General features: G+C 66.1%; 19 protein-coding genes. 10 read left to right on the top strand and 9 right to left on the bottom strand.

All coding sequences use genetic code 11. The features are described 5' to 3' along the window. Positions 1-177 precede the first annotated feature (177 nt). Entirely contained in the window at positions 178-1,104 is a 927-nt protein-coding gene (gene argF / locus AC07PT_RS13110; RefSeq protein WP_492347962.1) for an ornithine carbamoyltransferase, read from the bottom strand. Continuing rightward, positions 1,101-2,306 (bottom strand): aspartate aminotransferase family protein, encoded by a 1,206-nt coding sequence (locus tag AC07PT_RS13105; protein WP_492347963.1) that lies wholly within the window; start codon positions 2,304-2,306, stop codon positions 1,101-1,103. The genes argF and AC07PT_RS13105 overlap by 4 nt, the downstream gene beginning before the upstream one ends. A 385-nt stretch (positions 2,307-2,691) precedes the next feature. On the opposite strand from AC07PT_RS13105, the gene AC07PT_RS13100 reads away from it, so the two are divergent. Both AC07PT_RS13100 and AC07PT_RS13095 read left to right on the top strand, forming a co-directional pair. Further along, positions 2,692-3,012: a DUF3579 domain-containing protein gene (locus AC07PT_RS13100; RefSeq protein ID WP_494656912.1), complete on the top strand. Its 321-nt coding sequence runs from the start codon at positions 2,692-2,694 to the stop codon at positions 3,010-3,012. Between the two features lie 96 nt (positions 3,013-3,108). Next, positions 3,109-4,347 (top strand): mechanosensitive ion channel family protein, encoded by a 1,239-nt coding sequence (locus tag AC07PT_RS13095; protein WP_494656911.1) that lies wholly within the window; start codon positions 3,109-3,111, stop codon positions 4,345-4,347. 148 nt (positions 4,348-4,495) lie between these two features. Here the strand turns inward: AC07PT_RS13095 and rpsT are convergent, their stop codons facing one another. After that, positions 4,496-4,795 carry a 30S ribosomal protein S20 gene (rpsT, locus tag AC07PT_RS13090; RefSeq protein ID WP_027478026.1) on the bottom strand — a complete coding sequence of 100 codons (300 nt, stop codon included), beginning with the start codon at positions 4,793-4,795 and terminating at the stop codon, positions 4,496-4,498. A gap of 111 nt (positions 4,796-4,906) precedes the next feature. Between rpsT and murJ the strand changes: the two genes are divergently transcribed. Both murJ and AC07PT_RS13080 read left to right on the top strand, forming a co-directional pair. Next, a complete protein-coding gene (gene murJ, locus AC07PT_RS13085; protein WP_492347966.1) occupies positions 4,907-6,472 on the top strand; it encodes a murein biosynthesis integral membrane protein MurJ in 1,566 nt (521 codons plus the stop codon). An 86-nt stretch (positions 6,473-6,558) separates the two neighbouring features. Then, on the top strand, positions 6,559-7,410 hold the full coding sequence (locus AC07PT_RS13080; protein WP_494656910.1) for a SirB1 family protein: 852 nt from the start codon (positions 6,559-6,561) through the stop codon (positions 7,408-7,410). 34 nt (positions 7,411-7,444) lie between these two features. Here the strand turns inward: AC07PT_RS13080 and AC07PT_RS13075 are convergent, their stop codons facing one another. The 4 genes from AC07PT_RS13075 to AC07PT_RS13060 all read right to left on the bottom strand — a co-directional run bounded on the left by AC07PT_RS13075 (position 7,445) and on the right by AC07PT_RS13060 (position 10,669). Continuing rightward, the gene (locus AC07PT_RS13075; protein WP_494656909.1) at positions 7,445-8,470 is read right to left on the bottom strand and encodes a GlxA family transcriptional regulator; all 1,026 of its coding nucleotides are present in this window, start codon (positions 8,468-8,470) and stop codon (positions 7,445-7,447) included. After that, entirely contained in the window at positions 8,470-9,108 is a 639-nt protein-coding gene (locus AC07PT_RS13070; protein ID WP_494656908.1) for a DJ-1/PfpI family protein, read from the bottom strand. The genes AC07PT_RS13075 and AC07PT_RS13070 overlap by 1 nt, the downstream gene beginning before the upstream one ends. Continuing rightward, the gene (locus AC07PT_RS13065) at positions 9,105-9,671 is read right to left on the bottom strand and encodes an isochorismatase family protein (protein WP_494656907.1); all 567 of its coding nucleotides are present in this window, start codon (positions 9,669-9,671) and stop codon (positions 9,105-9,107) included. Before AC07PT_RS13065 ends, AC07PT_RS13070 begins: the two co-directional genes overlap by 4 nt. A gap of 125 nt (positions 9,672-9,796) precedes the next feature. Further along, on the bottom strand, positions 9,797-10,669 hold the full coding sequence (locus AC07PT_RS13060; protein ID WP_492347971.1) for an EamA family transporter: 873 nt from the start codon (positions 10,667-10,669) through the stop codon (positions 9,797-9,799). A gap of 74 nt (positions 10,670-10,743) precedes the next feature. Between AC07PT_RS13060 and AC07PT_RS13055 the strand changes: the two genes are divergently transcribed. Next, positions 10,744-11,259, top strand: coding sequence for a MarR family winged helix-turn-helix transcriptional regulator (locus tag AC07PT_RS13055; protein WP_492347972.1), 516 nt, complete (start codon positions 10,744-10,746; stop codon positions 11,257-11,259). A 75-nt stretch (positions 11,260-11,334) separates the two neighbouring features. Here AC07PT_RS13055 and purM read toward each other — a convergent pair whose 3' ends face one another. Further along, the gene (gene purM, locus AC07PT_RS13050; protein WP_027476968.1) at positions 11,335-12,381 is read right to left on the bottom strand and encodes a phosphoribosylformylglycinamidine cyclo-ligase; all 1,047 of its coding nucleotides are present in this window, start codon (positions 12,379-12,381) and stop codon (positions 11,335-11,337) included. Positions 12,382-12,476: 95 nt separating this feature from the next. Between purM and AC07PT_RS13045 the strand changes: the two genes are divergently transcribed. The 5 genes from AC07PT_RS13045 to folK are packed head-to-tail and all read left to right on the top strand — an operon-like array spanning position 12,477 to position 17,108. Then, a complete protein-coding gene (locus tag AC07PT_RS13045) occupies positions 12,477-13,547 on the top strand; it encodes an AI-2E family transporter (RefSeq protein ID WP_494656906.1) in 1,071 nt (356 codons plus the stop codon). 26 nt (positions 13,548-13,573) lie between these two features. Then, positions 13,574-14,260, top strand: a complete 687-nt coding sequence (hda, locus tag AC07PT_RS13040; protein ID WP_492348124.1) for a DnaA regulatory inactivator Hda — start codon at positions 13,574-13,576, stop codon at positions 14,258-14,260. A 47-nt stretch (positions 14,261-14,307) separates the two neighbouring features. Then, a complete protein-coding gene (locus AC07PT_RS13035) occupies positions 14,308-14,982 on the top strand; it encodes a histidinol-phosphatase (RefSeq protein WP_492347975.1) in 675 nt (224 codons plus the stop codon). Then, a complete protein-coding gene (pcnB, locus tag AC07PT_RS13030) occupies positions 14,979-16,613 on the top strand; it encodes a polynucleotide adenylyltransferase PcnB (protein ID WP_492347976.1) in 1,635 nt (544 codons plus the stop codon). The genes AC07PT_RS13035 and pcnB overlap by 4 nt, the downstream gene beginning before the upstream one ends. An 18-nt stretch (positions 16,614-16,631) precedes the next feature. After that, positions 16,632-17,108 (top strand): 2-amino-4-hydroxy-6-hydroxymethyldihydropteridine diphosphokinase, encoded by a 477-nt coding sequence (gene folK / locus AC07PT_RS13025; RefSeq protein WP_492347977.1) that lies wholly within the window; start codon positions 16,632-16,634, stop codon positions 17,106-17,108. 22 nt (positions 17,109-17,130) lie between these two features. On the opposite strand, the gene AC07PT_RS13020 is transcribed toward folK, so the two are convergent. After that, positions 17,131-18,114, bottom strand: a complete 984-nt coding sequence (locus tag AC07PT_RS13020) for a Bug family tripartite tricarboxylate transporter substrate binding protein (protein ID WP_492347978.1) — start codon at positions 18,112-18,114, stop codon at positions 17,131-17,133. Positions 18,115-18,188: the final 74 nt, after the last annotated feature.

Raw genomic sequence — 18,188 nt, 5'->3', positions numbered from 1 at the left:
GGGCCGCCGTGCGGTTGACGCCACCCGGCCGAGCAAAAGGAACTCCATGAGTGCCTTTTGCACGTGGGCATGAGGGAAGGTTCTGGTGCCGGCCGCAGGCTGCGCCTGCTTCACGTCCGCGTGGCGGACATGAGCCGGCCCCAAACCGAATGCCGGCCCTGCGGGCCGCCGTGCGGCTTACGCCACCCGGCCGAGCAAAAGGAACTCCATGAGTGCCTTTTGCACGTGCATTCGGTTCTCTGCTTCGTCCCAGACGACGGATTGGGGGCCGTCGATCACGTCGGCTTCGACCTCTTCACCGCGGTGGGCGGGCAGACAATGCATGAACAAGGCGTCCGGTCGAGCCACCTTCATCATCTCGGTGTCCACGCACCAGTCGGCAAAGGCGGCACGGCGGGCCTCGTTTTCGGCCTCGTAGCCCATGCTGGTCCAGACATCGGTGGTCACCAGGTCAGCGTTGCGGCAGGCTTCCAGCGGGTTGCTGAACACCTCGAAGCAATCGCGGCGGCTGACACCGGCCACGCTTTCGTTCACCTCGTAGCCATTGGGGGTGCTGACATGGACCTTGAAGTCGAGCAGTTCGGCCGCCTGCAGCCAGGTGTTGGCCATGTTGTTGCCATCGCCCACCCAGGCCACGGTCTTGCCCTGGATCGAGCCGCGGTGCTCGATGTAGGTGAAGATGTCGGCCAGGATCTGGCAGGGGTGGAACTCGTTGGTCAGGCCGTTGATCACGGGCACGCGCGAGTGCTCGGCAAAGCGCTCGATCTTGTCCTGGCCGAAGGTCCGGATCATCACCAGATCGACCATGCGGCTGATCACCTTGGCGCTGTCGTCGATGGGCTCGGCGCGGCCCAGCTGGCTGTCGCCCGTGGTCAGGTGCACCACCGAGCCGCCCAACTGGTACATGCCGGCCTCAAAGCTCACCCGGGTGCGGGTGCTGGCCTTCTCGAAGATCATGGCCAGCGTGCGGTCGGCCAAGGGATGGTACTTCTCGTAGGCCTTGAACTTCTTCTTGATGATGGCGGCGCGCTGCAGCAGGTGCGCATACTCATCGGCGCTCAGGTCCTTGAACTGCAGGTAGTGGCGCAGGGCGGTCGTGCTCATTGGGTACCTCCTGCCAGGAAGGCCTTCACCAGCGGCGCCAGGATCGCCACGATCTGGTCGGCTTCATCGGTGCTCAGGATCAGCGGCGGCACGATGCGGATCACGCTGTCGGCGGTCACGCTCAGCAGCAGGCCGGCTTCGGCTGCCTGGCCGGTCAGGGCGCCACAGGGGCGGTCCAGCTCGACGCCGATCATCAGGCCTTGGCCGCGGATCTCCTTGACCCCGGGCAGGCTGCCCAACTCGCGGACCAGGGCGGCGCGCAGGTGGGCACCAACACGGGCGGCGTTGTCCAGCAGGCCGTCTTCTTCCATGATGCGGATGGTTTCAACCCCGGCGCGCATGGCCAGCGGGTTGCCCCCGAAGGTGGTGCCGTGGTTGCCGGGCTGGAAGATGGCCGCAGCCTTGGGGCCGGCCACCACGGCGCCGATCGGCACGCCCGAGCCCAGGCCCTTGGCCAGGGGCATCACGTCGGGCACGATGCCGGCCCACTGGTGGGCAAACCACTTGCCGGTGCGGCCCATGCCGCACTGCACTTCGTCGATCATCATCAGCCAGTCACGTTCGGTGCACAGGGCGCGCAGCTGCTGCAGGTACTCGATCTGCATCGGGTTGATGCCGCCTTCCCCCTGGATGGTCTCGAAGAACACGGCCACCACGTTGGGGTTGCCTTCGGTGGCCTTCTTGAGCGCTTCGATGTCGTTCACCGGCACCCGCAGAAAACCCTCGACCAGGGGGCCAAAGCCTTGCTGGATCTTGGTGTTGCCGGTGGCCGACAGCGTGGCGATCGAGCGACCATGGAAGGCCTTCTCGTAGACCACGATGACGGGCTTGTCGATGCCCTTGTCATGGCCAAACTTGCGGGCGAGCTTGATGGCGGCTTCGTTGGCTTCCAGTCCGGTCGAGCAGAAGAACACGTTGCTCATGCCCGAGAACTCGACCAGCTTGGTCGCCAGGGCTTCCTGGCCGGGCACGTGGTAGTAATTGCAGCAATGGATCAGCTTGGCGATCTGGTCTTGCAGGGCAGGCACCAGCTTGGGGTGGTTGTGTCCCAGGGTGTTGACGGCAATGCCAGCCAGACCGTCGAGGTACTTTCGCCCATTCACGTCCCAGACCCAGGCGCCTTGCCCGTGCGACATCGCGATGGGCAGGCGGCCATAGGTGTTCATCACGTGGGGTGAAGAGGCCTCAATCAGTGCGGTCATGCTGTACTCCAAAACAGGGCTTAGGGTCGCCAAAAACCAGGGCTCGCTCTATAAAGGCGTGTCGGTCGGGCTTGGCATCGGTCTTGCGATGCCTTTCAGCCTGTGACGGGATGAATTCCCGGGCAGGCCTGAAGGGCATTTCGCTTGGCGGATTTCGAGCCCGGCTGGGTGCCAGCGGGGCCGGTTTGTGGCCGGTAGCTCAGCGACTGTCAAACCGCTGAAACGCAATTCTAGGCGCTGCTTGGCGAAGCTTTTTTGACCATTTCGCATTACAGCAATGCATGTCGTCAGGTGGTTTTTAGTCTTATATAAGATAGAATACTCATGCTGAACCGGCCAGTGATCCTGGCTGAGCTTCTTCCAACCCCCACAAGCCCTCACCCCCATGGTTTCTGATTCCGCCAAAGAAGTCTTCATCCAGGGTCTTACCCATGATGGCAAGACCTTCCGGCCCAGCGATTGGGCAGAGCGCCTGGCAGGGGTCATGAGTCAGTTCCGCCCTGGTGGGGCGCATCCGGGCAGTCACCTGAGCTATTCGCCCTGGTGCATCCCGACCACACTCAACGGGGTCAAGTGCGTGGTGGTGCATCGGGATCTGCGCGATTTCGAGCCCATGGCCTGGGATTTCGTGCTGAATTTCGCCCGTGACAACCACCTGCAGGTGGCCGAGGCTTGCCTGGTTCCCGACGCGCCCAAAGCCAGCTGAGTTCCGGCCGTGCGCCGGCATAACGCTGTCGGCGCAGCTGCAGACACTTGCACATGTAACGCTTGCGCTGGTTTCGACCCTCCTATCATCGGTCGCATGACGACCGATCTGATTTTGGCCTGGGGCTTGGCGGCTCTTGAAACCGCCTTGCTGTTGGCGTGTTTGTGGGGCATCTGGCGTGTGGCAGCGCGTTTGCGGCACTGGCTCGATGATTCGCTGCGATCCGGCGTGGAGGATGGGGTCGATCCCCATGCCGATCCTCATGGCGACTCCCATTCAGACCGGCACGTGCTGCCGGTGCATGTGCATGTGCCAGGCTGGATGCCGTATTTGCGCTCGCTGCTGGCGCGGATCGTCGAGCTGACGGCCATTTTCTTGTCCGCAACGCTGTTGTTCTCGTGGTTGAGCTCGGTGCTGCTGTTGTTTCCGCTCACCGAGGCGGCTGGCCACCGGCTGGGCAACTTTCTGGGTGATGCCTTGAGCGCCGTGGGGCAGAGCGTGCTCAAGCAGGCGCCCGGGCTGATCGTGGTGGTGGTGATCGTGGCCTTGGCTCAGGCGGCGGTGCAGACGTCCAACACCTTGTTCCGGGCGGTGTCGCGGCGGCAATTGCAGCTGTCGGTGATTCATCCGGAAACCGCTTCTGCCACCCGACGCCTGGTGGCGTTGGCGATCTGGGCCTTTGCTGTGGTGGCTGCCTATCCCTATTTACCGGGCTCACAAAGCGAGGCTTTCAAGGGCTTATCGGTGTTGCTGGGGGCCATGGTCACGCTGGGCTCCAGCGGGGTAATGAACCAGCTGATGAGTGGATTGGTGTTGGTCTACTCGCGTGCGCTTAGGGTGGGTGACCACGTGGTGGTCGGGCAAGGCGCAGACGCTGTGGAGGGGGTCGTGCAGCAGGTGGGGGGCTTGGCGACCAAGTTGGTCAATGTGCGCAACGAGGAAATCACCATCCCCAATGCCGTGCTCATGAGCAATGCCATCAAGAACTACTCGCGACTGTCGGGCAGCTCGGGCACCTTGTTCAGCACCCGCATCAGCATTGGCTATGACGCCGAGTGGCGGCAGGTGCACGCCCTGATGTTGCAGGCGGCCACACGCACGCCGGGTCTGCGGACCTCGCCCAAGCCCTATGTGCTGCAGCGGGCCTTGGGTGATTTTTATGTCGAGTATGAGTTGCTGGCCCATCTGGACCGGCCGCTGCTGAGGCTGCAGGTGCTGTCGCACCTGCATGAAAACCTGCAGGACTGCTTTAACGAGGCTGGCGTGCAGATCATGTCGCCGCATTTCATGATGCAGCCAGGTCACCCGGTGATGGCCCGGCGTGAGGTTTCATGACCTCGGGCCTCTGTCGGGCATGACGCAAAAACGACAGACAACAAAAAACCGCCCGTAGGCGGTTTTTGCTTTGCTGACAGCGCACCCGTGGCAAACGGCGGACAGATCGCTTTGAAAGCGGCCCGTCCGGGCTGTTTTACCTGAAAACTCAGGCGGCGAGGGCCAGGGCCTTCACCTTGGCGGCCAGGCGGCTCTTGTCGCGCGCGGCCTTGTTCTTGTGGAAGATGCCCTTGTCGGACACGGTGTCGACCACGCTCTGGGCCTTGGCAAAGGCTTCAGCAGCCTTGGTCTTGTCGCCGGCGGCGACGGCCTTTTCGACGTTCTTCACAGCGGTGCGGTACTTGGAGCGCAGCGAGGTGTTGGCGGCGTTGATCTTGACGTCTTGGCGAACGCGCTTGCGGCCGGAGGCCAGACGCGGGTTCTTTTTCTTGGGCTTGGTAGATGCCATTTTTTAAATTCCTTGTGTGTTTGGAGATGTTGCCAGCAAAGCCCGCGATTGTAGCCCAAGTGTCATGAAGCGTCCAAGATTGGCGCCTTGTACTGCGCATACACTTGGTGCGTGACCCTTTTCAAAGCCGCCTCTACCGTTTCGCTGCTCACGCTGGCGTCCCGAATCACCGGTCTGGTGCGGGAACTGCTGGTGGCTTCGGCCTTTGGTGCCAGCGCGATGACCGACGCCTTCAACGTGGCGTTTCGCATTCCCAACCTGTTTCGGCGCTTTTTTGCCGAAGGCGCGTTCAGCCAGGCCTTCATTCCGGCGCTGGCGGCCAGCAAGGAGCAGCACGGTGAGGAAGCCACCCGGCGCGTGATCAGCCAGGTGGCCACGGTGCTGGCCTGGGCCTTGGTGGCCACCTGTTTGCTGGGCGTGCTGGGCGCGCCCCTGATGGTCTGGGGCATGGCCAGCGGCCTGCAGCAAGACCCGGCGGGTTATGACGCGGCCGTTTTCATGACGCGCTGGATGTTCCCCTACATCGGCTTCATGTCGATGGTGGCGCTGTCGGCCGGGGTGCTCAACACCTGGAAGCGCTTTGCCGTGCCGGCCGCCACGCCGGTGCTGCTCAACCTGTCGATGATCCTGGCGGCCTGGCAGGGGGCGCCCTGGCTGGCGCGCATGAACATCGAGCCCATTTTTGCCATGGTCGGTGGGGTGATGCTGGGCGGTGTGTTGCAGCTGTTGGTGCAAGTGCCGGCCTTGCGTCGTCTGGGCCTGTTGCCGCGCATCGGCTTGAGCTGGCGCCAATTGCGCCAGGCCTGGCGCGACCCAGCCACCCAACAGGTGGTGGGGCTGATGCTGCCGGCCTTGCTGGGCGTGGGCGTGGCTCAGATCTCGATGATGATCAACACCCAGATCGCCTCGCACCTGGCTCCCGGCAGCGTGAGCTGGATCACCTATGCCGACCGGCTGATGGAGTTCCCGACCGCGATGCTGGGCGTGGCACTGGGGGTGGTGCTGATGCCACAGCTGGCGGCCGCAAGATCGCGCAAGGACACCGCCGGGTATTCCGACCTGCTCGACTGGGGCTTGCGCCTGGTCATGCTGATGTCGGTGCCCAGTGCCGTGGCCCTGCTGACCTTTGCCAAGCCCCTGGTGGCCACGCTGTACCACTACGGCCATTTCAGTGATCGCGACGTGTTGCAGACCACCACGGCCCTGATGGGCTGGGGCGTGGGCCTGGTGGGCGTGGTGGCGATCAAGGTGCTGGCACCGGGCTACTTCGCCAACCAGGACACGCGCACGCCGGTGCGCATTGCCATCGGCGTGCTGGTGCTGACCCAGGTTTTCAACTACCTGCTGGTGCCTTATCTGCAGCACGCCGCACTCACCCTGTCGATCGGGCTTGGGGCGCTGGTGAATGCGGCATGGCTTCTGGTCGGCCTGATGCGCCGGGGTTCCTACCGGCCGCTGCCCGGCTGGGGCCTGTTCATGCTGCAGGTGGTGGCGGGCAGTGCGGTGCTGGCCATCTTCCTGATCTGGGCGGCCAACAACTACGCCTGGCTGACGCTGCGCGACACCCCCTTGGTGCGGGTGGCGCTGCTGGGCGGGGTGATGCTGGGCGCCATGTTGATCTATTTCGGCGCCTTGTGGGCCGCCGGGCTCAAGTTGCGACATCTGCTGCGGCGTTGATCTGCGGCGTTGACCCGGGGCCAGGCCTGCCGGCCGGTTGGCGTTGCGGGCTTGACGGTCGTGTTCACCCCATTTAAAACCTGACCATGGAACTGCGTTTTTCCACTCCCACGCCCTTGGCGTACTTCCGCACGCTGGTGCAGAGCGACGACCAATTTCCGCTGCTGGAGGCCGTGGCCAGCCTGGGCCACGACGAGTACCCCGAGCTGGACGTGCAGCAGGTGCTGGGCGACGTGGATCAGTTGCAAGCCCGGCTGCGTCGGCGCATGGCCGCCGATGCCGGGGCCATGCAGAAGCTTCAGGTGCTCAACCAGTTCTTTTTTGCCGACCTGGGTTTTGGCGGCAACCTCAACAACTACTACGACCCCGACAACAGTTACCTGCACGCCGTGCTGCGCACCCGTCAGGGCATTCCCATCTCGCTGGCGGTGTTGTGGCTGGAGCTGGCCCAGGGCTTGGGGTTGCAGGCCCAGGGTGTGGGGTTCCCGGGGCATTTCCTGGTCAAGGTGAACCTGCCTGAGGGGCAGGTGGTGATCGACCCGTTCAATGGCCAGTCGCTCGGGCGCGAAGCCTTGTCCGAACGGCTGGAGCCCTTTCGGCACCGCAGCGGCCTGGGCGACGATTTCGAGGCCCCACTGGGCCTGTACCTGCAGGCCGCGCGGCCGCGCGATGTCGTGGCGCGCATGTTGCGCAACCTCAAGGAGATCCACCGGGCCCAGAAAGACTGGGAGCGCCTGGTGGCGGTACAGAACCGCCTGGTGATTCTGCTGCCCGATGCCTGGATCGAGTACCGCGACCGCGGTCTGGCCCTGGCCGAGCAAGGCCAGGATGCGCTGGCCCGCGAAGACCTGCAGACCTACCTGCGCCATGCCCTGGACGCGATGGACGTGGCCGAAGTGGCCGATCGGCTGGCCAGCCTGCGCCCCTCGGGGGCCTGAACCTGGCCGGGAAGACCGTCCTCAACCCGCGCCTTCAACCCGCGCCAGACAAGCCGGAGGGCAGGCCGGCCATGCCCAGGTCATGCCAGGTGCGCCGCAACTGGGTGTCTGAGCTGAAGCCCGCCATCGCAGCAGCCTGGGTGACGTTGTGACCGGATTGCAAGGCCGCCTGGGCCACGGCCAACCGTAGCTGGCGCAGATAGGCCAGCGGGGCGATGCCTGCATGCTCGGCGAACAGCCGGCCCAGGTGCCGGGCCGAGGTGTGGGCCACATCAGCCATGCGGGGCACGGTCCAATCCAGCTGTGGCGCCTGGCTGACGGCATCCTGCACGCGGTGCAGCGCCGGGTGCAGGTGGTTGCGGTGGTTCAGAAAGGGCGACAGCTCCGGGTCTTGCGGGCCGCGGCGCAGCGCCACCACCAGGGTCTGGGCCACGAGGGCGGTCACGGCCGGTCCGCATTCTCCGGCAATGCGGTGCAACATCAGGTCGATGCCCGTGGTCACACCGGCGCTGCTGCTCAGGGGCGGGTCGAGCACAAAGACCCGGTTTTGCACCACCTCGCAGCGGGGCTCTGCTTCGCGCAGTTCGTCCAGGTGCTGGTGGTGGGTGGTGGCCCGGTGCTGGGCCAGCAGGCCCGCATGGGCGGCAATCACAGCACCGGCGCAGACGCACAGCAGCTCCAGCCGATCGGGGGCCAGCCGCAGGCCGCGCAGCCAGTGCAGCATGGCCCGGCCCTCGGCATGGTCCAGGTCCAGCCGGCGCCCGGGTTGTCCCACCAGCACCACCCAATCGCAGCGGGTGGCAGCGCCAGCCTCGGCCTGCGCCGTCGGCTGCAGCTCGGGCAAGGGCTCGATCTGGCTGATGCAGGCCCCGACCGAGCTGCGCGCATCGGGGCTGGGCCCCACGAAATGCAGCTCGAACAGCGCCTCCTGCCCCTGGGCCAGCAGCACCTGATTGGCGATGCGCAAGGCCTCGGCCGGCCCGGCCCAGTCGAGGATCAGGCTGTCGGGCAGCAGCACGAAATGCACCGCCACCCGCCGCGGCTGTCGGGTTGCAGGCATCAGCCCGCCTGAGTCAGCCATCGGTAGTCCATCTGATGTGCGGTGCGCTCTGCCAGGGCCTGCCCAGCCAGGCGGGCCACCAGGTGCAGACTCATGTCGATGCCCGCGCTGATGCCAGCCGAGGTGAGCAACCTGCCGTGTTCCACCCAGCGCACACCTGCTCGCACCTGCAGGGTCGGGTGCTGGCGATGCAGGTCGTCCAGGTCTTCCCAGTGGGTGGTCACCGGCTCGTCGTGCACCACGCCGGCGCTGGCCAGGATGAACACCCCCGTGCACACCGAGGCCGTGAGCCGGGCGTGGCGCGCGGCCTCGGCCACCCAGGCCAGGGTGGCCGGGCAGCGAGCCGCCTGGTCAACCACCCCACCGGGCACCACCAGCACGTCGGGCCGTGGGCATTGGGCAAAGCTGCGCGAGGCCTGGATCACCAGCCCGGCACGGGCCCGCACGGCCTGGCCCTGGTGGCTGATGCAGTGCACCTGCCAACGGCTGGCCTCGTGCAGGCCGGTGCTGGCGCCGGGCTCAGCCATTCGGCTGGCCATGCGGGCCGCGGTGGTGAACACCTCGTAGGGTCCGGCCAGGTCCAGCACCTCGACCTCGTCAAAGCCCAGGATGCCGATCTGCAGCGCCGCCTCGCTCATGCGGCCTCCGTGGCGCGTTGCAAGGCTTCGTCGACGCTGCACAGGGTGCAGAAGCGGCCTTGCAGCACCGTGCCGGTGCGCAGCTTGATGTCGGCGGCGCTCAGGGTGCTGCCGTCGGGCTGGGGCATGTCCCAGGTCAGGGTGGCCTCGGTCACGTAGTCGACCGTCCAGCCCAGGTCCGAGGCGTGGCGGGTGGTGGTCTCGCAGCATTGCTCGGTGCGGATGCCACTGATGATCAGCCGCCCCACCCCGTGGCGGGTCAGCCACACGTCCAGCCCCGTACCCACCAGGGCGCTGTGCCGGTGCTTGATGAAAGTGGCTGCGGGTTCGAAAGCGGCCAGGCCCTCCAGGGGTCGTACCTGGCCGGAGGCCTGTGCAAACGGGTTGCTGGCCACTTCGGGCCCATCGCTGTGCAGCACGCGGATCACCGGCAGGCCCTGGGCCACAGCGCCTTCGATCAGGGCGTTCTGCGCGGCCAGGTAGGCCGGCAAATCATGTTCGGTGAAGAAAGGGCGATGCCGGAAAGACTCTTGCACATCGATCACGATCAGGGCGGTGTTCATTTTCAGACTCCATCAAGGTGGTTTGGAGCTTTGATTTTTCCCAGTTTCATGGGGATTGGCCGCTCAGGTCAAGACCGGAATCGATCATTTTCAGACTTCATGATCAGACGTCTGGCGAATCGTCCTTACCGCTTCGGGGCGCTTGCCCATTGCACGGTCAGGATGCTGCCGAACACCAGCACCAGGCCCAGCAGCGACCAGCCCGTCATGGCCTGGCCCAGCCAGACCCAGCCCAGCACCACGGCGGTGAGCGGGCTCAGCAGGCTCAGCGAAGACACCGCCACCGAGGGCAGGCGGGCAATGCCGCGAAACCACAGTGAATAGGCCAGCAAGGCCCCGACCAGCGACAGGTAGGCATAGCCCAGGCCGGCGGTCCAGCCCAAGGTGGGCAGGGGTGGGTCGATCGCCCAGGCCAGTGGCGCCAGGATCAGGCCGCCCAGCAGCAATTGCCAGCCCGTGAAGGCCAGCACGGGCAGGTCGGTGCGCCAGCGCCGGGCCAGCAGGGTGCCTGCCGCCATGCAGGCCGTGCCGGCCAGCGCGGCGCCCAGGCCCACCGGGTTCCAGCTGGCTGTGGGCGACAGCAACAGGGCCGCCATGCCGAACACCCCCAGTCCAGCCGCCCCCAGGGCCAGCGGCATCGGCCGTTGCCGGTCCAGCAGCCAGGCCAGGCCCATCACCAGCAAGGGCTGGAGGGCGCCCACCACGGCGGCCAGCCCCCCGGGCAGGTGGTAGGCCGCGATGAACAGCAAGGCCTGGAAGAAGCCGATGTTCAGGGCCGACAGCAACAGCAGGCGCCCCCAGTCGCCGGCCCGCGGCCACTGGCGGCAGTAAAGCGTCAGCAGCAGGCCGGCCGGCAATGCGCGCAGCAGAGCGGCGGTGAAGGGGCGATCGGGTGGCAGCACCTCGGTGGTCACCAGGTAGGTCGTGCCCCAGATCATGGGGGCCAGCGCGGTCAGCAGGGCGTCGCGCCAAGGGGACGAGGGGGTGTTTTCAGGCATATTTATCTCTACTTCAAGATAAATAAGCGTAGCAGATAATCTTGAGATCGAGATAAACCCTGTCAGGAGTGAGCATGTCCCCCCTTGAAAACAGGCCGCCGGATGCGGTCGATGCCATCCTGGCGCAGTGGCATCAGGAGCGCCCTGACCTGGATGTGAGCCCCATGGGCTTGATCGGGCGGCTCAAGCGCTGTGAGGTCTTGATGCGGCGCAGGCTGGACGAGAAGTTCGCCGAGTTCGGTCTGGCCGGCTGGGAGTTCGACATGCTGGCCACCTTGCGCCGCTCGGGCGCGCCGTACTGCCTGGCGCCAACGGCCTTGTTCTCCGCCATGATGGTGAGCTCGGGCACGATGACGCACCGCCTCAAGGGCCTGGAGTCTGCCGGCTGGGTGCAGCGTGTGGCCAACCCGGAGGATGCGCGCAGCACCCTGGTGCAGCTCAGCGAGGCGGGGCTGCAGCTGATCGACCGGGCCGTGGCGGCCCATGTCGACAACGAGCACGCGCTGCTGGCCGCCCTGTCAGCAGCCGAGCAACAGGCGCTGGACGAGGGGCTGGCCCGCTTGCTGGCCTCGCTGGAGCCAGCCCCATGAAAAAACCAGCCTCGAGGGCTGGTTGATTCAGAAGCGGGCCATGCCGGGCCCGCTCGGTTCAGAAGGGCAGGGGCCTCAGGCCACCACGACGGCGGCACCGTCACCCCGCTCGGCGATGGCGCCGATGGTGTAGACGGTTTCGCCGGCAGCACGCAGCGTGGCGGCCGTGGCTTCGGCCTCAGCCGCATCCACCACCACCACCATGCCAATGCCGTTGTTGAAGGTGCGGTTCATCTCGATGTCGTCGATGCCGGCCACCTTCTGCAGCCAGGCGAACAGCTCGGTCTGCGGCCAGCTGCCCTTTTGCAGGTGGGCGGCCGTGCCTTCGGGCAGCACGCGGGGGATGTTTTCGAGCAGGCCGCCGCCGGTGATATGGGCCAGCGCCTTGATGGGGTGCTGGGCCAGGGCTTGCAGCACCGGCTTCACGTACAGGCGGGTCGGGGCCATGATGGCCTGCTTGAAGGGCTGGCCGTCCAGGGTGGCGGGCAGGTCGGTGCCGGCGCGTTCGATCACCTTGCGCACCAGGCTGAAGCCGTTGGAGTGCACGCCGGCCGAGGCCAGGCCCAGCACCACGTCACCGGGCTTCACGTTCTGGCCGGTCAGGATCTTGGATTTTTCGACCGCGCCGACGGCAAAGCCGGCCAGGTCGTATTCGCCATCGGGGTACATGCCCGGCATTTCGGCGGTTTCACCGCCGATCAGGGCGCAGCCCGACAGTTCACAGCCGCGGGCAATGCCGCCCACCACGGCGGCGGCCGTGTCCACGTGCAGCTTGCCGCAGGCAAAGTAGTCGAGGAAGAACAGCGGCTCGGCGCCTTGCACCAGCACGTCGTTCACGCTCATGGCCACCAGATCGATGCCCACGGTGTCGTGCATGTTCCATTCAAACGCCAGCTTGAGCTTGGTGCCCACGCCGTCAGTGCCGCTCACCAGCACGGGTTCCTGGTAGCGCTTGGGCACTTCGAACAGGGCTCCGAAGCCGCCGATGCCGGCCAGCACCCCTTCGCGCATGGTTTTCTTGGCCAGCGGCTTGATGCGCTCAACCAAGGCGTCGCCAGCGTCGATGTCAACGCCGGCGTCTTTGTAGGACAGGGGGGTGGAGGAGGTATTGGAGGAGCTCATTTGAAATGGACGGCACGGACAGGCGTGCACGGCGACTAGAATTTGAGGTGATTTTAAGGGGTGCCCCGCCCGGGCAGCCTGCAACCCCCACCTTCATGCATTTTTCCACCACTCAAAAACGTGCCTTTACCTGGGTCGGTCTGGCCCTGGCGGCCTGGCTGTTGCTGTGGGCGCTCAAGCCTGTGCTGGCCCCTTTCGTGGTGGCGGCCGTGCTGGCCTACGCCCTGACGCCCATGGTCAATTGGCTCGACGGCCTGGGGCGTGGGCGCATGCCCCGGGTGGTGGCGGTGGTATTGGTCGAGGTGGTGTTCATTCTGCTGGCGCTGGGCCTGGTGATGCTGATCGTGCCCATCCTCACCAAAGAGCTGCCCTTGATGCGCGATCAGGTGCCGCAGTTGTTTGACCGCCTCAACGCGCTGCTCAAGCCCCTGGCGGCGCAGTTCGGCGTCACGCTGGCGGTGGATGTGGACACGCTCAAGGCCTTGGTCCTCAAGTACCTCAATACCAACACCGAAGACTTGCTGACCCCGGTGCTGTCCTCGCTCAAGCTGGGCGGCAGCGTGGCCCTGGCCCTGGTGGGCAATGCCGTGCTGATCCCGGTGGCGCTGTTCTACCTGCTGATGGATTGGGACACTTTTGTGCATCGCCTGGTCGAGCTGGTGCCCCCCCGCCTGCGCGAGGGCTACGACAGCTTCATGGACGACGCCGATGAGGTGCTGGGCCAGTACCTGCGCGGTCAACTGCTGGTGATGCTGTTGCTGGCCATCTTTTACAGTGCGGGCCTGGCGGCATTCGGGCTGGACCTGGCCTTGCCGATCGGCATCTTCACGGGCTTGGCCGTGTTTGTGCCCTACCTGGGCTTTGGACTGGGGCTGGTGCTGGCCACCGTGTCGGGCCTGATGCAGTTTGCCTCGCTCAAGGCGCTGATCATGGTGGCCGTGGTGTTCGGCCTGGGGCAGTTCGTTGAAAGTTTCATTCTCACCCCCCGCCTGGTGGGCGAGCGCATCGGTCTGCACCCGCTGACCGTCATTTTTGCATTGCTGGCCTTCGGGCAGGTGCTGGGCTTTGTGGGCGTGCTGATCGCCCTGCCTGCCAGCGCCGTGCTGCTGGTGGCCGTGCGGCGACTGCGTTCGGGCTACCTGGCCAGCCGGCTCTACACGGGTTGAAGAGGGGCTGGGAAACACGCGTCATGATGAAGCAACTGGCACTCGACATCGGCCTGGCCACAGGTCCCACCCTGGACCGGTTTTTTGCCGGCCCCAATGAAGCGGCCTTGCGCCACCTGCAGCTGTGGACCGGCGACGGCGCCCACGAAGCCCAGCGCTCGCCCGTGCCCACCTACCTGTGGGGCGACAGCGGCTGCGGCAAGACCCACCTGCTCAAGAGTGTGCAGACCGCGTTGCGCGAGCAGGGGGCCCGTGTGGGCTGGCTCGATGCCTCGATCCACGAGCCCCCCGAGTTCGACGAAACCTGGGCTGCCGTGCTGATGGACGAGGTGCACCTCTACACCGCGGTGCAGCAGCACGCCGCCTTCAATTGGTTCGTCAATGCCCACACGCACCAGCGCTGGGTGCTGGCCGCCGGCGAGCTGCCGCCCGCCGACCTGAAACTGCGCGAAGACCTGCGCACCCGCCTGGGCTGGGGCCATGTGTTCCACCTGCACGTGCTCAGCGAGCCCGAACGCCGTGCCGTGCTGCGCCAGGAGGCCGATGCCCGCGGCATCTTTCTCGGCGACGAGGTGATGGACTTCATGCTGAACCGCTTTTCGCGCGATCTGGGCAGCCTCATGCAACTGCTCGACCAGCTCGACGGCTATGCCCTGCGCACCCAGCGCGCCATCACCATTCCCCTCATCAAGGCCATGCTCGAATCCGAGTGAGGCCGCTACCAGCACCCAAAGCATCCCGAATGCCAAGTCAGCCCCGCATGAAACTGGTTCTGTTCGACCTCGACCACACCCTGCTGCCCATCGACTCCGATTACGCCTGGGGCCAGTTCACCACCCGCATCGGCTGGACCGACCCGGTCGAGTTTGCCCGCCGCAACGACGAGTTCTTTGCCCATTACCAGGCCGGCACCCTGGATGTGCACGACTACGTGCGCTTTGCCATCGAGGCCGTGCGCGTCAAAGGCCCGCAGGCGGCAGCCGAGGCGCATGAGCGCTTCATGCAAGAGGTGATCCAGCCGGCCATCACACCGCAGGCGCTGGCTCTGCTGCGCCAGCACCAGGACGCGGGCGACACCGTGCTCATCATCACCGCCACCAATGAATTCGTCACCCGCCCCATCGCCCGCGCCCTGGGCGTGAGCGAGCTGATTGCGGTGCAACTGGCCCGCGATGAGCAGGGCTGGTTCACCGGCGAAATCGACGGTGTTCCCTCCATGCGCGAGGGCAAGGTGCTGCGCATGGAACAATGGCTGGCTGCGCGCCAGCTCGACTGGACGCAGGTCGAGAGCACTTTCTACAGCGATTCCACCAATGATGTGCCGCTGCTGGAGCAAGTGAATCACCCTGTGGCCACCAACCCTGACGACCGTTTGCGTACCCTGGCCCAAAGCCGCGGCTGGCGCATTCTGGACCTGTTCACCGAGACACCATGATCAAGAAGTTCATCGACAAATTGCTGGGCAAGGGCGCTGCGGCAGCCCCCAAGGCGGGCCGCCCCAAGTTCGGCAAACGCGAGGAGGTGCCCTTCAGCGAGCACGGCATCAACCCCGACCTGGTTGACCGGCGTGCCAACGACGTGGTGCACACCCTGAAATCCGCCGGGTACGAGGCCTACATCGTCGGCGGTGCGGTGCGCGACCTGTTGCTGGGCCTGCGTCCCAAGGATTTCGACGTGGCCACCAACGCCACGCCCGAGCAGGTCAAGAGCCTGTTCCGCCGCGCCTTCATCATCGGCAAGCGCTTCCGCATCGTGCACGTGGTGCATGGCCGCGGACGTGAGCACGAGGTGATCGAGGTCTCCACGTTCCGGGCCTACCTCGACAACACCGCGGCCGAGCAGGTCAGCGGCAACGAGCGCACCAGCAAGCAGGCCCTGGCCGGCATGACGCATGCGGTCGACGCCAGCGGCCGCGTGCTGCGCGACAACGTCTGGGGCCCGCAGGAAGAAGACGCCGTGCGCCGCGACTTCACCATCAACGCCATGTATTACGACCCCGAGGCGCAGGTGGTGGTTGACTACCACAAGGGCATCCAGGACGCCAAGAAGAAGGTCCTGCGCATGATCGGTGACCCCGCCACGCGTTACCGCGAAGACCCGGTGCGCATCATCCGCGCGGTGCGCTTCGCCGCCAAGCTCAGCCCGCTGGGTTTCGAGATCGAGCCCAAGACGGCGGCCCCTCTGCGCTCGTCGCAGACCCTGCTGGCCGACGTGCCGCAAAGCCGCTTGTTTGACGAAATGCTCAAGCTGCTGCAGACCGGCCACGCGCTGGCCACGATAGCCACCCTCAAGAAGCTGGGCCTGGAGCGTGGCATCTATCCGCTGCTGGATGTGGTGGTGGAGCGTGCCGATCAGCCCTTCGTGACGGCAGCCCTGCAAGACACCGACCGACGCGTGGGCGAGGGCAAGCCGGTGGCCCCGAGCTTTCTGCTGGCCACCGTGCTGTGGCATGACGTGCGCGAAGGCTGGGAGCAACGCCTGGCGCAACGCCAACACCCCTTCCCGGCGTTGCAAGACGCCATTGACGAGGTCTTCAATGCCCGCATCGGCGACGTGTCCGGTCGCGGCAAGCTGGCCGCCGACATGCGTGAGATCTGGGTGATGCAGCCGCGTTTTGAAAAGCGCACCGGCAGCGCCCCCTATGGCCTGGTCGAGCAGGCACGCTTCCGCGCCGGCTTCGACTTCATGCGTCTGCGGGCCGACATTGGCGAAGTGGATGAGGCCCTGGCCGAATGGTGGGAAGAGTTCAGCACCGGTGACGACACCACCCGAGAAGACCTGCTGGAGCAGGTGCGCGAAGAGCAGCGTGCACGCCAGAAGGCCAGTGCACCCAAGGTGCGCCGTGTGCCTCGCCCGGCCGAGCCGCGGGCTGAAGGCGAGCCTGCAGGCGCCAGCCGCGAGCCGGTCGCGGCCGCCCCGTCATCGTCCGAGCCCGCGCCAGACGGCGAGGGCGCCATCCCAGCACCGCGCAAGCGCCGCCGTCGCAAGCCGTCGGGTGCGCGGGGCGGCAGTCAGGGCGGGGGGCAAGGCGGCCCTTCCGACATGGGCGGCGACGCTCAGGGCTGAGGCCTGGATCTGAAAGCCATGACCGACACGCTTGCTTCGCCCGTGCTCGCCTGCATCGGCGTGGGCGGGAACCTGGGCGACGCCCAGGCCACCGTTCGCCAGGCCCTGGCCGACCTGGCCCAACTGCCGCACAGCCAGCTGCTCAAGGCCTCCTCCCTGTACCGCAGTGCCCCGGTGGATGCGGGCGGGCCCGATTTCATCAACGCCGTGGTCTTGCTGCAGACCCGGCTGGCGCCCTTGGCGCTGCTGCATGCCCTGCAGGCCCTGGAGCTGGCCGCCGGCCGCGAGCGCCCCTACCGCCACGCGCCGCGCACGCTCGATCTGGACCTGCTCAGCCATGGCGAGGCCCGGCTCGATGGTGCCGAGCTGACCCTGCCGCACCCCCGCATGCGCCAGCGTGCCTTTGTGCTGCTGCCGCTGGCCGAAATCTGGCCCGAGCAAGTGCCAGCTGCCGAACTGGCGGCGGTGGCCGATCAGGCCATCACGCGCCTTTGACGGCCTGAAGCGGCCCCGGGTCTCAGTCCACCTTGGCGCCAGACGCCTTGACCACTTTCTCGTACTTGGCCAGTTCACCTTTCATGAAGGCGCCGAACTGCTCGGGCGAGGTGGGCACCGGCTCGGCCATCAGGCCCGCAAAGCGGGTCTTGGTCTCGGGCGAGTTCAAGGCCGCCACAAAGGCCTGGTTCAGGCGCGCGATCACGTCCTTGGGCGTGTGCGCCGGGGCCACCAGACCCCACCAGGTGTCGATGCTGAAGCCCTTGTAGGTTTCGGCCACGGCCGGCACCTCGGGCAGCAGCGGGCTGCGCTGGGCGGTGGTCACGGCCAGGGCCTTGAGCTTGCCCGAGCGGATGTTGGGCGCTGCCGTGGCCAGGTTGTCGAAGTTGAAGTCGACCTCACCTGCCAGCAAGGCCAGTTGGGCCGGGTTGCCGCCGTTGTACGGGATGTGCAGCGCGTAGATGCCGGCCTGGGCCTTGAACATCTCGCCGGCCAGATGCCCTGCGCTGCCACTGCCGCCGCTGCCGAAATTGAGCTTGGCCGGGTTGGCCCGCGCATAGGCCACCATGTCGGCCAGGGTGTTGATCTTGAGGCGCCGTGCGGTATCGGCATTGATCACCAGCACGTTGGGCACGCGCACGATCTGGGTGATGGGGCTGAAATCACGCAACGCATCAAACGGCATGCGGCTGTACAGCCAGGGGTTGACCGCATGGGTGGCGGTGGCTGCGATGCCAATCGTCAGCCCGTCGGGGGCTGCCTTGGCCACCTGATCGGCACCGATGTTGCCCCCCGCGCCGGGCTTGTTCTCGATGATCACGGGCCCAAGCGAATCTTTCACCCGTTCGGCCAGCACGCGGGCCGTCACGTCGATGGGCCCGCCGGGGGCGTAGGGCACGATGATGCGGATCGGGCGCCCGGCACCAGCGGTCTGGGCCAGGGCGGGCAGGGTGGAAAGCGCCGGCAGGGCGGCCAGCGGGCTGAGGAGGACGTTTCTGCGCTTCATGGGCTGATTGTCGTACGGTGAAGGCTGGGTACACAAATGCTTACATCCGTTTGCAATTCAGGCGTCATGCGCTT

The organism is Curvibacter sp. GW821-FHT09D12 (assembly GCF_059416245.1).
The sequence above is the reverse complement of the archived record's forward strand: the minus strand, read 5'-3'. Positions and strand labels throughout refer to the sequence as shown.

Coding starts and splice junctions, on each gene's coding strand:
- AC07PT_RS13060 (WP_492347971.1), bottom strand. CDS start 10,669: ATGCCTGAAAACACCCCCTCGTCCCCTTGGCGCGACGCCCTGCTGACC.
- argF (WP_492347962.1), bottom strand. CDS start 1,104: ATGAGCACGACCGCCCTGCGCCACTACCTGCAGTTCAAGGACCTGAGC.
- AC07PT_RS13070 (WP_494656908.1), bottom strand. CDS start 9,108: ATGAGCGAGGCGGCGCTGCAGATCGGCATCCTGGGCTTTGACGAGGTC.
- AC07PT_RS13035 (WP_492347975.1), top strand. CDS start 14,308: ATGAAACTGGTTCTGTTCGACCTCGACCACACCCTGCTGCCCATCGAC.
- AC07PT_RS13045 (WP_494656906.1), top strand. CDS start 12,477: ATGCATTTTTCCACCACTCAAAAACGTGCCTTTACCTGGGTCGGTCTG.
- rpsT (WP_027478026.1), bottom strand. CDS start 4,795: ATGGCATCTACCAAGCCCAAGAAAAAGAACCCGCGTCTGGCCTCCGGC.
- pcnB (WP_492347976.1), top strand. CDS start 14,979: ATGATCAAGAAGTTCATCGACAAATTGCTGGGCAAGGGCGCTGCGGCA.
- hda (WP_492348124.1), top strand. CDS start 13,574: ATGAAGCAACTGGCACTCGACATCGGCCTGGCCACAGGTCCCACCCTG.
- AC07PT_RS13055 (WP_492347972.1), top strand. CDS start 10,744: ATGTCCCCCCTTGAAAACAGGCCGCCGGATGCGGTCGATGCCATCCTG.
- AC07PT_RS13080 (WP_494656910.1), top strand. CDS start 6,559: ATGGAACTGCGTTTTTCCACTCCCACGCCCTTGGCGTACTTCCGCACG.
- AC07PT_RS13095 (WP_494656911.1), top strand. CDS start 3,109: ATGACGACCGATCTGATTTTGGCCTGGGGCTTGGCGGCTCTTGAAACC.
- AC07PT_RS13075 (WP_494656909.1), bottom strand. CDS start 8,470: ATGCCTGCAACCCGACAGCCGCGGCGGGTGGCGGTGCATTTCGTGCTG.
- AC07PT_RS13065 (WP_494656907.1), bottom strand. CDS start 9,671: ATGAACACCGCCCTGATCGTGATCGATGTGCAAGAGTCTTTCCGGCAT.
- purM (WP_027476968.1), bottom strand. CDS start 12,381: ATGAGCTCCTCCAATACCTCCTCCACCCCCCTGTCCTACAAAGACGCC.
- AC07PT_RS13100 (WP_494656912.1), top strand. CDS start 2,692: ATGGTTTCTGATTCCGCCAAAGAAGTCTTCATCCAGGGTCTTACCCAT.
- AC07PT_RS13020 (WP_492347978.1), bottom strand. CDS start 18,114: ATGAAGCGCAGAAACGTCCTCCTCAGCCCGCTGGCCGCCCTGCCGGCG.
- AC07PT_RS13105 (WP_492347963.1), bottom strand. CDS start 2,306: ATGACCGCACTGATTGAGGCCTCTTCACCCCACGTGATGAACACCTAT.
- folK (WP_492347977.1), top strand. CDS start 16,632: ATGACCGACACGCTTGCTTCGCCCGTGCTCGCCTGCATCGGCGTGGGC.